The sequence below is a fragment of the Nemorincola caseinilytica genome, assembly GCF_039540515.1.
Lineage (GTDB): Bacteria > Bacteroidota > Bacteroidia > Chitinophagales > Chitinophagaceae > Nemorincola > Nemorincola caseinilytica.
This window is the reverse complement of the sequence record NZ_BAABFA010000019.1, coordinates 25,978-39,030: the sequence shown is the minus strand read 5'-3', so window position 1 is coordinate 39,030 and position 13,053 is coordinate 25,978. Positions and strand designations below refer to the sequence as shown.

Sequence of the window (13,053 nt, the reverse complement as noted above, 5' to 3'; positions counted from 1 at the left end):
AGAATTGCTTAACGCAGATCGGGGTATCTTTGATAGTGTATGGCAGAGACAGTTCTCGTACATCATATTCCCGGCAGGGTAGAGGAGATCTATCCCTATTTCTGCGATATGCCCCGCTTTGTAGATATGCACCCGGTGATATACAGGTGCGAACCGCTGGGCGGCAACGACCATATGCTGTATGAGCGGTTGCGGGTGATGGGCATAGGCATATCTTTCTCTTACCCTGTAAGCATAATAGAGGCTGTGCCCAATGTGCGGGTGGTAATGCATTCGCCCATACGCAGGGGCGCCGACCTGCGACTGGTGTTCGATATGGTGCAGAACGGCCATGGCACCATAGTCACAGAGACCATCACTTTTCGCGGGCCTTTCTTTGTATGGCCCTTCTTTATAAGGCTGCTAAGGCGAATGCATTGCAAGCTGGCAGAGAATATAGGATGTGCCTGCGGCCGATGATGGATATTATTGTTTCCGCATAGGTATATTTGCCTATGACCCACCCGAACGAGGAAATAGCAAAAAAATGGTTCGCCGCTTTTAACGAACATAACTTAGAATACCTGCTGGCACTCTATGACGATGATGCTGTACACTACAGCCCCAAGCTGAAGATACGCCACCCCGAGACCAATGGACTGGTAAAGGGTAAGGACGCCCTGCGCACATGGTGGCGCGATGCGTTCGACAGGCTGCCTACACTGCACTACAGGTATACTACCCTCACTGCCAATGAGGAACGCGTTTTTATGGAGTATGTGCGCAGTGTAGAAAGTGAGCCAGATATGCTGGTGGCCGAAGTACTGGAGGTGACCGGTGGCCGCATAGTAGCCTCGCGGGTGTACCACGGCTGATGGCAGTAGCTGTCGCGATCGCCCTGTTTATTGTCGGACCCGTGTATCGTTGTCTTGGCAGAGGTGGTCTATCTTTGCCTTATTAAACTCAATGACACATGGAAAAGAAACAGTACAAAGTGCAGATAGATGCACCCCGCGAAAAAGTATGGGACATACTCTGGGACGATAAGACCTACCGCGAATGGACAACGGCATTCTCGCCCGGATCCTATGCCGTTACCGACTGGAAAACGGGAAGTAAAACATTGTTCCTCGGCGAGAATGGCGATGGCATGGTATCTCGCATAGCAGAGAGCAGGCCTGCCGAATTCATGTCCATAGAACACCTGGGCGAGGTGAGAGGTAGGGTGGAAGATACCACCAGCGAAAAAGTACGGCAATGGGCGGGATCGCTGGAGAACTACACCCTGCGTAACAGCAATGGCGGCACCGAGCTGGTAGTAGATATAGATGTCCCTTCCGACTTCGTAGAGATGTTCGACGGTATGTGGCCCAAGGCAATGGCCAATATAAAGGCGATAGCCGAAAGATAGGCCGCGACCATACAAGGCATTTTTTTTAACAAAGTACATAGCCATACGGGGGATATTCGTATGGCTATGTTGTGGTATATTACGCCATATCTATCGCCCACACATGAGCCTTACCGACTGGATAGTACTGCTGCTGACCCTCGCCGCCATGATAGGGTATGGTATGTACAAAGGCCGCGGGCAGGATGGTGCTAATTCTTACCTGTTGGCCGACAGGCGCATGCCATGGTATGTGGTGTTGCTGGGGGTAATGGCCACGCAGGCCAGCGCCATCACCTTTCTTTCGGCGCCGGGGCTGGCCTATACCGATGGTATGCGCTTTGTGCAGAACTACTTCGGGCTGCCGCTGGCCATGGTGGTCATATGCATCACCTTCATACCCGTCTTCAGCAGGCTCAATGTATATACGGCATACGAATACCTGGAGCAGCGTTTCGACCGGCGTACGCGCCTGCTTACCTCGTTGCTGTTCCTGCTGTCGCGGGGACTGTCCACGGGGGTCAGCATCTATGCGCCCTCCATCATATTATCGTCCATGCTGGGATGGGACATCTACCTCACCAATATAGTGATGGGCGGCCTGCTGATGGTATATACCTATACCGGCGGCGCCAAGGCGGTAGCGCATACGCAAAAGCTGCAGTTCCTAGTGATACTGGCCTCTATGGCGCTGGCAGGTGTGCTGGTGGTAAAACAATTACCTGCAAGCATAGGCCTGGACGATGCACTGTACATAGCCGGACGAGCGGGCAAGCTGAACGTGATAACCACTAAATTCGACTGGCACGATAAGTACAATATATGGAGCGGGCTGATAGGCGGGTTCTTCCTGGCGCTTTCCTACTTCGGTACCGATCATAGCCAGGTGGGCCGCTACATAACGGCCAGCAGCACCCGCGAGAGCCGCCTGGGCCTGCTGCTGAACGGCCTGGTGAAAATACCCATGCAGTTCCTCATACTACTGATAGGTGTGCTGGTATTCGTGCTGTATAGTTTCCGCCCGGCGCCGGTATACTTCAATACAGGTGCATATGCATCTTACCAGGGGCAGGAACCTGCCAAGGCTGGGGGAGAGAATGCCCGCTACACACAGCTACACGAGCGCTACCAGCAGCAGGCCGTGGCCATAGCAGACCACAGGAAAGCGGGGAATGAAGCACAACTGGGTGCCGACATAGCTGCATACAAAAACACACAGCAGCAGATGAACGGCCTGCGAGACAGTGTAGTAAAATATATAGCCGAAAAGGGCTATGCCCCCGATAAGAACGATACCAACTATATCTTCCTCTACTTTGTAAAGAACTCCCTGCCAAAGGGATTGGTGGGCCTGCTGTTCGCGGTCATCATACTGGCATCGTGGGGTTCCATATCGGCCGCGCTCAATTCGCTGGCGGCATCATCGCTCATGGATATACACCTGCCCGGCGGCCATCCCGATAAACGTACCGAGCTGCGGCTGGGCAGGCTGCATACACTGGCATGGAGCGTGTTCTGTATAGCGGTGGCCATGTTCGCGGCACGCATGGGCTCGCTCATAGAGGCCGTGAACATACTGGGCTCGCTGTTCTATGGTACCATACTGGGTATCTTCCTTGTGGCCTTCTATATGAAGAGGGTAGGCGGGAAGGTGGTCTTTTATGCGGCCGTCATTACAGAAGCGGCCATCATAGCTATCTACCTCGCCGACCTCGTATCCTTCCTGTGGCTGAATGTGATAGGTGCGCTGCTGGTGATGCTGCTGTGCGGTATCGCTACCATTGGCAGGCGCTCACCGGCAGCAGGCATCAATAGTAATTGATGCCTATCAGTTTCCTTGCCTCGGCTATGGTAGTGGCGCTGCTGGCGCGGGCTTTTTCTGCACCCTCTTTCAGTATCTTCTTTATGGCTGCTTCGTCCTTCTGAAGCTCGGCAGCACGCTCGCGTATGGGGCGCACAAAGGCCGCCATATCCTCGGCCAGTTGCTTCTTCATATCGCCATAGCGTATGTTGCAGTTGTTGTAGGCTGCCTTGAAGGTAGCCGTGGTCTCGGGGGCAGATGATACATCCATCAGCACAAAGAGGTTGCGGATGTAATCGGGCATTTCCATATTGGGCTCTGTGGGGCCCTGGTCGGTCTTTGCCTTCATTATCTTCTTGCGTATGGTATCATCATCATCGCTCAGGTATATGGTGGCGTTCACGTTCTCGCTCTTGCTCATCTTTCCATTACCGTCCAGGCTCATGATCTTCACCGTATCATTGTTGAAACGATATACCTGCGGCTCGGGGAAGAGGTCGGTGCCATAGCGTGTATTGAAGCGGTGAGCGAAGTTGCGGGCCATTTCCAGGTGCTGCTCCTGGTCTTTGCCTACGGGTACTTTCACTGCCTTGTGTATCAGTATGTCGGCGGCCATCAGCACGGGGTAGGTAAGCAGGCCTGCATTCACATTGTCGGGCTGCATGCGCACCTTCTCTTTGAAGGTGGGCACTTTTTCCAGCTCGCCCATATAGGCCAGCATGTTCAGCATCAGGTATAGCTCGGGTATCTCGGGTATGTCGCTCTGTGCATACAGGGCCACTTTTTCGGGGTCCAGGCCGCTGGCCACGTTCTCGGCCACTACGCGGTACACGTTCTGCTTCAGGTCCTCGGGCTTGGGGTGGGTGGTAAGGGAGTGATAGTCTGCCACAAAAAAGTAGCAGTTGTGCTCTTCCTGCATCCGCACATAGTTCTGTATAGCGCCAAAGTAATTGCCCAGGTGCAGGTATCCTGTAGAGCGGATGCCGCTCACTACTATCTCTTTCTTGCTCATAATGCGGGCAAAGATAATGTACCTATCGTTATGGGGCCACTGTGCGTGCCGTACCGCCCAGTGCAGCGCGGAAGGTGCTATCGGCACAGAGGGCCTTGCAGAACCGGGTAGCGCCTGTCTCGTTCAGGTGCAGCATATCAGAGAAATATACCACGCTATCGGGAATGGTATTCCTGTGCATATCTATGTAGGGTATGTCCAGCTCGCGGCACATCTGGCCCGGCAGCTCAAAGCCTTTATCCTCGTACACCATGCTGAAGAGGGGCGTGTGCACGCATATCAGCTTGCTGCCGTTCTTTGCGCACAGGTCTTTTACATAGCGCATCTGGTCTTTTATGGGCGCATACCTTATGCGAAAGGTATCGGCATGGCCACGGCTCACGGCATCTTTCTGCTTCACGGGGTCGAAATTCCATACCCCTCCCTGCTCCAGGTAGCCCTTTTTCATCCAGTTCCTACCATCCTTCATGGTAATGCAGTCGCCCAGCATCTTGTACTTCAGTATGGCATACATGGGCAGGTATCTTTCTGCCAGGTTGAAGCCAAAGTACTGCGATACCATTTCGTTGTGCGGCTCAGCAAAGAATGCATAGCGTGCGAAATAGTGTTTTGCCAAATAGTTCCTGTTCTGTGCCGGGTCTTGCGGGCCATTTATGGTAGCCAGGTCGAAGTTCATGATCACATACCGTGGGGCAGGGTGGTACAGCAGGTAGTAGTTCAGCTTCAGCAGGAAGCTGGGGATATCGGCATGGCCTATGCATCCCATGTTCAGGGATGTGAGCCCTACGTCCTGTTTGAAGACACCGGGAATAAAGTGGTCGGCGCAGCGGGAGCTGCCCAGGAACAGTATATCGAACTTTTCGCCGGGGTATATCGTCAGGTGGTCGTGACCGGTAGTGGTCTTGTTCTTTATGCGTACAGTTATTAGAGCCTGTACCACCGCCGCTACAAGCAGCAGTGCTATACCAAATGCCAGTGTTTTTTTCAGGAACTGTTTCATCGCCTAGAATTGGAAGTAGATAAAGCTGGCATTGTTATTGGAATGGTATATGATGACGACGAACATGACCGCATAGGTAATGTACCGCAGTGCCCTGTTGCGGGGAAAGGCCAGTGCACGCTCATCCCTGCGGAAGTACCAGTCTATGAGTACCAGCGGTGCCACATAGAACAGCATGAACGACTTGAGGGCCGGAACGTGGAAGAAATTCACCGTCATCTGCTTCAGTATGGCAAAGCTGGTGGCCATATCGGGGCAGCGGAAGAACACCCATGCCAGCGTGGCCAGCGTGAAGGTGAGCAGCATCTGTGCCAGCTCTTTTAGTGTAGGCAGGCTGCGGTCGTAGGCTACTATGGGGCCGGTAAATTGCCGGTTCTTGTTGCCCAGCAGCAGGGGTATGAACAGCAGGGCATGTATACCGCCCCATACTATGAAGGTCCAGTTGGCGCCATGCCAGAAACCGCTAACCAGGAAGATGATAAAGGTATTGCGCACGGCCTTGGCACGGGTGGTACGCCCGCCGCCCAGTGGTATATACAGGTAATCGCGGAACCAGGAGGAAAGCGATATATGCCACCGCCGCCAGAACTCGGCTATGTTGCGCGAGAAATAGGGGAACTTGAAGTTGGTGAGCAGTTCGAAGCCGAAGAGTTTGGCAGTGCCCAGCGCTATATCGGTATAGCCGCTGAAATCGCAGTATATCTGGAAGGAGAAATAAATGGCGCCCAGCGCCACGGTAGAGCCCGAGTAGGTATGGTAGTTCTTATATATATCGTCTACTATAGGGGCAAGGCTGTCGGCCACCACTACCTTTTTGAAGAAGCCCCATAGCATCAGCCGCAGGCCTTGTACTCCCTGAGCATAGCTGAATTTGCGCGAGGTGGTGATCTGCGGCAGCAGGTGCGACGCACGCTCTATAGGCCCCGCCACCAGCAGGGGGAAGAAGCATACGAAGACCGCATAATCGACAAAATTGGCTATGGGCTTGAAGTTGCCACGGTATATATCCAGCACATAGCTCATACCATGGAAGGTATAGAACGATATGCCCAGCGGCAGTACTATGTTCAGCACATAAGGGTGTGCATGGAAGCCTAAATTGCCCAGGAAGATGGCCGCCTCTGTAACAAAGAAGTTGTAATACTTGAAGAAGCCCAGTATGATAAGGTTATTGAATATACTGAGCCAGAGGAAGAGCTTTTTCTTCCGCTCGGTACCGTTGGCCACCCAGAAACCGAAAGAATAATCGATAACGGTAGAAAGTATGAGCAGCCCAAGGAACCTCCAGTCGAACCAACCGTAGAAAAAGTAACTGGCACCCAGCAGCATTATATTCTGCTGCCTGAAAGAGTTCTTCAGTACGAACCAATAGAGAAAGAAAACTATGGGCAGAAAAATGAAAAACTCGGAGGAATTGAACAGCATCTATTTTCTGCGTTTAATATGATGACCCACTGTAGAATGAGTTCCCATATTCGCAAAAATGGAAACATATAGCATGCCGGGGTGTGCGCAAAAATACTGTCTGGGGGCCTAATATCAAAATAAGGCGCTATGGCTGCCGCACCCTCACCGGCGGCAACTATACATAATTCTCCCACCATTTTTTGGTGGCTGCGTAGCGCTGCAGGTTTACGGGCTCACCTATGGAGGGGTGTATCAGCGGCATGCCCTTCCTGTCGGCCTCGGCCACTACACGCTTTATCGATTCATCCCAGTCGTGGAGCGAGAGTGCGAATTTTGACCAGTGTACAGGGAACAGTGTCCTGGCTCCCAGGTCTATAGCGGCCTGTACCGTCTCCTCGGGCATCATATGTATGTTCTGCCAGTAATCATTGTACTGCCCGTTCTCCAGTATGGCCAGGTCGAAGGGGCCGTGCATTTTGCCTATCTCGGCAAAGTGGGTGTCGTAGCCCGAGTCTCCGCCTATGTATATCTTATGCTGTGGGGTATATAGTACAAAGGAGCTCCACAGTGTTACATTCCTTTTAAAGCCCCTGCCCGAAAAGTGCCTTGCCGGCGCTGTGAACACCCTGAAGCCATCGCCCAGGTCTACCTCCTGGTGCCAGTCGCGCTCGATTATCTTGCGTGGGTCATAGCCCCAGCGTTCCAGGTGGGCGCCTACACCCAGGCCCGTCACTACAGCCTTTACCTTATTGTTCAGTGCGGCTACGGTCTTGTGGTCCAGGTGGTCGTAGTGGTCGTGGGTTATGAACAGCACATCTATCTCCGGCATATCGTCTGCGGTATATATGTCAGTACCGGCAAAGCTGCGTGTGGTAAAACTGACCGGTGATGCACTGCCACTCAGCACAGGGTCTACCAGCATGCGCTTGCCGCCCACCTGCATGTAGTAGGACGAGTGGCCGAACCATACTATCACATCCTCCCTGGGGTCTAGCTGTTTCAGGTCCACCTTGGTGGCCTGCAGTGCTGTGGTGGGGGCAGAGCGTTTGCTCTTCTCGAAGAAGAACTTCCGGGATACTTTCAGGAAGGTGCCGCCATTGGTAAAGGACGGCGTATGGCTTTGGTTCTGAAATGCACCGTCCTTATAGTTAGGCGATCCTGTTATCTGTGCCAGCCTGTCGCCCGCCGGCCTTCTGCCGAACTGTGGCTGCTGCATATAGGCCCATACCACTATTATGAAGGCCACTATTATTGATGCGATAGTTATTATCATGTTCTTTCTTTTTTGTTGACCGACCGGTCACTCTATTTGTTGTTCAAATTTTTTATGCTGCTATCATTCCCCACACCATATCGAACGACTCGGCTATTATCCTTTTGCGCGCCTGTGCCGACAGGTTCGCATTAGTTATATATTGGTTCACCCCGAAGAGATGGCTGGACAGTATAGAAGTTATATAGTCTACCGGAAGGGGGTTTATCTGTTTTGCCTTTATACCGGCCTTTATCAGTTCTATCCACGCATGACTTTGTGCTTTTAGCTCATCTGGTAACAGAGTAGCATAGGGCGAGTTCATGAACTGCTGCAGGAAGCGGAACTCCGTACTATTGTCCAGTCCCCAGTTCAGTGCATTGGTATAGAACTGCCTGCAGGTCTCCTTTAGTGGCAGGTCTGCCATGCCGTCGGCGGCTGCGCAGTCGGTCATTTGCTTTTTCACGGCCACATAGAGGGCGGTTATGAGCTCGTCCTTGGTCTTGTAGTAGTGAAAGAGGGTGCCATTGGCCACACCTGCCTGTTTGGCTATCATAGATGTAGGCGTTCCGTGGAAGCCATGTTCTACGAAAAGGGCAAGCGCAGCTTTCAATATCTCTTGTTGTTTATCCATTCGACCGACCGATCACTCCACAAAAGTACATGAGCTGTATATGCGCACCAAATATTGCAACGTATATCACATATTTTTAACAAAGGCCTCTCTGTAGCCCTCTCGAAAGACATGATAATACCATTTAGAGCATCTACCTGCTATATTTGGTTTAGCCCCTCCCAGCCTCCCCGATGGGGAGGAGATAGTCTCTGACAATGCTACTTTATGTTTTTTCATACAATAGATAAATGTCTGGACGGCATAAACTGGCATTTCCTACAAACCTTTTGCTCCTACGGAGCATTTCCGGCGTATCCTTATTACTGCAAAAAATGTGGGTACATGGCAACCCGAGGGAGAGGGAGGTATTATCCGTTCCGTATCGATGAATGCGTTTGCGCCGGAGCCATCACTCGTAGCGCAGCGCTACTATAGGGTCCAGCTTAGAGGCTTTTATGGCAGGGTATATGCCCGATATGATGCCCACAAGGGCGCACAGGGTAACGCCCATGCCCATCCATAGCCATGGCACCACGAAGCCGGTGCCAAAGATGCCGCCTACAGAGTTGCCCAGCAGTATGCCCAGTATGATGCCGGTGATACCGCCCAGCAGGCTTATAAGCACCGACTCTGTAAGGAACTGCTGCTTGATGGTGGATGAACGCGCGCCCAGCGCCTTGCTCACACCTATCTCGCGCGTGCGCTCTGCCACCGATACCAGCATGATGTTCATAAGACCTATGACCGAGCCCAGCAGGGTGATGATGCCTATGATAACGGCTGCAAGGCTTATATACACTATGCTGTCCATCACTATCTCCACCAGGTCGTTGTTCTGGGTAATGGAAAAATTGTTCTCTGTACCCAGGGGCAGCTTGCGAATGACCCTGAACACCCCTTCGGCTTCCTCGGCGGCCAGGTCCTTTTGGTTGATGTTGTCTATCTTGATACTGAGCAGGTAGGAGTCGTCAGACTCGCCGAACTGCGAACGGGCCGTCAGCAGGGGTAGTACTACCTTGTTGTCGGCATTCATTATCATGCTGCCGCCCTTGGTCTCCATAATGCCTATCACGCGGCATTTCATATTGCCTACAGACACTATCTGGTTTATGCCCTCCCTTAGCTTGTTCTTGAACAATTTTTTGGCTACGCCATTGCCCAGTATACATACATAGCCGCCCATCTGCACCTCTGCTACAGAGAAATTTCGCCCGGCCTCCAGCTTTGTGTCCGATACGCCAAGATAAGCCTCATCGCCGCCCACCACGCGTATATTGGGGTTGGTCTTCTGGGAGCGGTACTGTACGGTAGCTATATCGGTAGCGCCAAAAGATACACCCACCTCGGATGGGAACCTGTAGCGCTCGCGGAACATCTTTGCCTCTTCATAGGTAATGCTTTTGCCATCCACCACGGTCACATTCACGCCGCCGCCCTTGTGCTTCTTCTTTTTCAGTATCTCGCTCGTTATCTGGAAGGTATTCACCCCCATGCTGCTGAAGTTGGAGTAGATGCTGGCCTTCATCACCTCTATGGCGGTGAGGATGCCTACAAGCGCCATGATGCCCAGCCCTATGATGGCTATAGTGAGGGACGACCGCAGCTTATTGGTACGGATGGCCCTGAAGGCAAGCACAGCATTGAAGAATAATTGCATGGGCTATGGTGCGCACCGGCGGGAATGGCCGCCGGTGCATAAAAGTAAGAAACATCGGGCTACCGTGAGCGGTCGACGGTCAAAGTCGCTGTTTCAGTATGGGTAGGCCTCTCCCCAGCCCTGTCCCAGAGAGAGGGAGCGATAATGTCCTCGCTGTCGCCCGGGTGTACCGATCATTTTGAAAAGTACTCCTGGGAATACCCTTAAAGTCGCTGTTTCAGTATGGGTATCATGCTGTTCTTCCAGGTGGTGTAGTCGCCGGCCAGTATGTGCTGGCGGGCCTGGCGCACCAGGTGCAGGTAAAAGGCCAGGTTGTGTATACTGGCTATGGTAAGGCCCAGTATCTCTGAGGATATGAACAGGTGACGCAGGTATGCTTTGGTATAGAAACGGCTGGTGGCGCAGTCGAGGCCCTGGTCTATGGGCGAGAGGTCATCGGCCCACTTCTTGTTGCGGATGTTGATAACGCCCTGTGTGGTAAAGAGCATACCATTGCGGCCATTGCGGGTAGGCATCACACAGTCGAACATGTCTATGCCCAAGGCTATGTTCTCCAGTATGTTCCAGGGTGTGCCCACGCCCATCAGGTAGCGGGGTTTGTCTGCAGGCAGGAACTCACAACAGTGGGCACACATTTCGTACATCATTTCCTCGGGCTCGCCTACCGACAGGCCGCCTATGGCATTGCCGTCGCACTCCATACCGGCCACAAATTCTGCCGATGCCCGGCGCAGGTCTTTATAAGTGCTGCCCTGTACTATGGGGAAAAGCGATTGCTCGTAACCATATTTCGGTTCGGTGCTGTTGAAGTGCTGCACACAACGGGCCAGCCAGCGGTGGGTAAGCTCCATAGATGTTTTGGCATAGCCATACTCTGATGGGTAAGGCGGGCATTCATCGAAGGCCATGATGATGTCGGCGCCTATGGTGCGCTGGGTGTCCATCACATTCTCCGGCGTGAACAGGTGCCGCGATCCGTCTATATGCGACTGGAATACTACGCCCTCTTCCTTTATTTTCCTGTTGGCGGCCAGCGAGAACACCTGGTAGCCACCGCTATCGGTAAGTATGGGCCTGTCCCAGCCGTTGAATTTGTGCAGGCCGCCGGCCTGTTCCAGTATGCCGGTGCCGGGGCGCAGGTACAGGTGGTAGGTATTGCCCAGTATTATCTGTGCGTCTACTTCGTCCTTCAATTGCTGCTGCGATACGCCCTTTACACTGCCTACGGTACCTACAGGCATGAAGATGGGTGTCTCTATAACACCATGCGCGGTAGTGATGGTGCCCGCCCTTGCGGCAGAGGCGGTGTCGGTGGTATGTAGCTGGAACTGCATGAGGGCCGCAAAATTACCAAATATCGGGCAAGGTAGCGGCCCGGCGATCGTTAAGTCTCCGGCATCAGCATTCGCTCAGGCCCAGTGGTACCTGTACGGCCAGGCCGCCCTCGGCTGTTTCCTTGTATTTGTGGTTCATGTCCAGCGCGGTCTCGTACATGGTGTTCACCACGGCGTCCAGTGTTATGCGGGCATTGCCGGGGTTGCCCTGCAGGGCCAGTTGGGCTGCGGTTATGGCCTTTATGGCGCCCATGGTGTTGCGCTCTATGCAGGGTACCTGCACCAGGCCGCCTACAGGGTCGCAGGTAAGGCCCAGGTGGTGCTCCATAGCTATCTCACCGGCCATCAGGCATTGCTCTACGGTGCCGCCAAGGGCCTCGGCCAGTGCCGCTGCCGCCATAGACGATGATACGCCTATCTCTGCCTGGCAGCCACCCATAGCGGCCGATAGTGTGGCACCCTTCTTGAAAATGCTGCCTATCTCTGATGCCGTAAGCAGGAAGTTGACGATCTTGTCGTCGCTGTCGCCATCGCAGAAGGCTATGAAATATTGCAATACCGCAGGTACCACGCCTGCCGCACCGTTGGTAGGGGCTGTGACCACGCGGCCGAAGGAGGCGTTCTCCTCGTTCACCGCCAGCGCGAAACAGCTTACCCAGTCCAGCGTATACTGGAAGGAATGGCCGCCGCTGCGTATCACCTGCAGCCACTCGTTATAATTACTATAGGTATTGCCCTTTGTCAGTTTTTTGTTCAGGTCGGCTGCGCGGCGGGTCACATTCAGGCCACCGGGCAGTTCACCACCTATGTGGCTGCCACGGTATATGCAGTCGCGCATGGTGTGCCATATACGCAGTATGCCCTTGCGGGTATCTTCCTCGTTGCGCCAGGTCTTTTCGTTCTCCATCACCACACCCGATATGGGTAGTCCCGTTCTTTTGCACGCGGCCAGCAGCGAATCGGCTTTTTCTATAGGGTAGGGCAGGTGCACGAAATCGCCACTGCCGCCACCTTCTTCGCCCTCCTTCACTACAAAGCCGCCACCTATAGAGAAGTAGGTCTCTGCTATCTCCTCGCCATTGCCGAAGGAGCAAAGGAAGGTGAGCGCATTAGGATGGTATTGCAGCGATTCCGTCATCAGGAACACTACATCCACCGCCGGGTCAAAGGCTATTTTGTGCATACCACCAAGGTCCAGCGTCTTTTCTGCGCCTATCTGCTGTATGCGGGGTGTTATCTCGTTCACGTCAAAGGTCACAGGGTCTTCGCCGCACAGGCCCAGTAGTACGGCCACATCTGTACCGTGGCCCTTGCCTGTTTTCGCCAGCGAGCCATATAGGAGTACACGCACCTGCTGTACCTTGTCTATACCTTTTGCCTTTATGCTGTCTATGAACCGGAGGGCGGCGCGCCATGGGCCTAGTGTATGCGAACTGCTGGGGCCTACTCCTATCTTGAAAATATCGAATACCGAAATGCTCTCTTTGTTCAAAACCTGTCTGTTGTATTAGTGGGAGAGGCACCAAAATGCCATCTACGCAAATATAGTATGAAAATGATATTGAGGACAGCAAGCACATCCTGCCCGGGACAAAAGTTAACTTG

The 13,053-nt window shown here is 53.2% G+C and carries 12 protein-coding genes; 4 read left to right on the top strand and 8 right to left on the bottom strand.

Features of this window, described 5'->3' with window-relative positions; genetic code table 11:
* The first annotated feature begins 39 nt into the window (after positions 1-39).
* The 4 genes from ABD843_RS12975 (at position 40) to ABD843_RS12960 (ending at position 3,191) form a co-directional block, all read left to right on the top strand.
* Positions 40-459, top strand: a complete 420-nt coding sequence (locus tag ABD843_RS12975) for an SRPBCC family protein (protein WP_345083829.1) — start codon at positions 40-42, stop codon at positions 457-459.
* A gap of 35 nt (positions 460-494) precedes the next feature.
* Positions 495-854: a nuclear transport factor 2 family protein gene (locus ABD843_RS12970; protein WP_345083827.1), complete on the top strand. Its 360-nt coding sequence runs from the start codon at positions 495-497 to the stop codon at positions 852-854.
* Positions 855-952: 98 nt separating this feature from the next.
* Positions 953-1,390, top strand: a complete 438-nt coding sequence (locus ABD843_RS12965) for an SRPBCC family protein (protein ID WP_345083825.1) — start codon at positions 953-955, stop codon at positions 1,388-1,390.
* A 103-nt stretch (positions 1,391-1,493) separates the two neighbouring features.
* Positions 1,494-3,191, top strand: coding sequence for a sodium:solute symporter family protein (locus tag ABD843_RS12960; RefSeq protein ID WP_345083823.1), 1,698 nt, complete (start codon positions 1,494-1,496; stop codon positions 3,189-3,191).
* Here the strand turns inward: ABD843_RS12960 and trpS are convergent.
* The 8 genes from trpS to ABD843_RS12920 all read right to left on the bottom strand — a co-directional run bounded on the left by trpS (position 3,178) and on the right by ABD843_RS12920 (position 12,940).
* Positions 3,178-4,182, bottom strand: coding sequence for a tryptophan--tRNA ligase (trpS, locus tag ABD843_RS12955; protein WP_345083821.1), 1,005 nt, complete (start codon positions 4,180-4,182; stop codon positions 3,178-3,180). The genes ABD843_RS12960 and trpS overlap by 14 nt on opposite strands.
* 28 nt (positions 4,183-4,210) lie before the next feature.
* On the bottom strand, positions 4,211-5,182 hold the full coding sequence (locus ABD843_RS12950; protein WP_345083819.1) for a hypothetical protein: 972 nt from the start codon (positions 5,180-5,182) through the stop codon (positions 4,211-4,213).
* 3 nt (positions 5,183-5,185) lie between these two features.
* Positions 5,186-6,607 carry an MBOAT family O-acyltransferase gene (locus ABD843_RS12945; RefSeq protein WP_345083817.1) on the bottom strand — a complete coding sequence of 474 codons (1,422 nt, stop codon included), beginning with the start codon at positions 6,605-6,607 and terminating at the stop codon, positions 5,186-5,188.
* A 157-nt stretch (positions 6,608-6,764) separates the two neighbouring features.
* On the bottom strand, positions 6,765-7,862 hold the full coding sequence (locus ABD843_RS12940; protein ID WP_345083816.1) for an MBL fold metallo-hydrolase: 1,098 nt from the start codon (positions 7,860-7,862) through the stop codon (positions 6,765-6,767).
* A 52-nt stretch (positions 7,863-7,914) separates the two neighbouring features.
* Complete coding sequence (locus ABD843_RS12935; protein ID WP_345083815.1) at positions 7,915-8,475, bottom strand: TetR/AcrR family transcriptional regulator; 561 nt, start codon at positions 8,473-8,475, stop codon at positions 7,915-7,917.
* Positions 8,476-8,866: 391 nt separating this feature from the next.
* Positions 8,867-10,114: an ABC transporter permease gene (locus ABD843_RS12930; RefSeq protein ID WP_345083813.1), complete on the bottom strand. Its 1,248-nt coding sequence runs from the start codon at positions 10,112-10,114 to the stop codon at positions 8,867-8,869.
* Positions 10,115-10,317: 203 nt separating this feature from the next.
* Positions 10,318-11,448 carry a tRNA guanosine(34) transglycosylase Tgt gene (gene tgt / locus ABD843_RS12925; protein WP_345083811.1) on the bottom strand — a complete coding sequence of 377 codons (1,131 nt, stop codon included), beginning with the start codon at positions 11,446-11,448 and terminating at the stop codon, positions 10,318-10,320.
* Between the two features lie 64 nt (positions 11,449-11,512).
* Positions 11,513-12,940, bottom strand: coding sequence for an L-serine ammonia-lyase (locus ABD843_RS12920; RefSeq protein WP_345083809.1), 1,428 nt, complete (start codon positions 12,938-12,940; stop codon positions 11,513-11,515).
* Positions 12,941-13,053 lie beyond the last annotated feature (113 nt).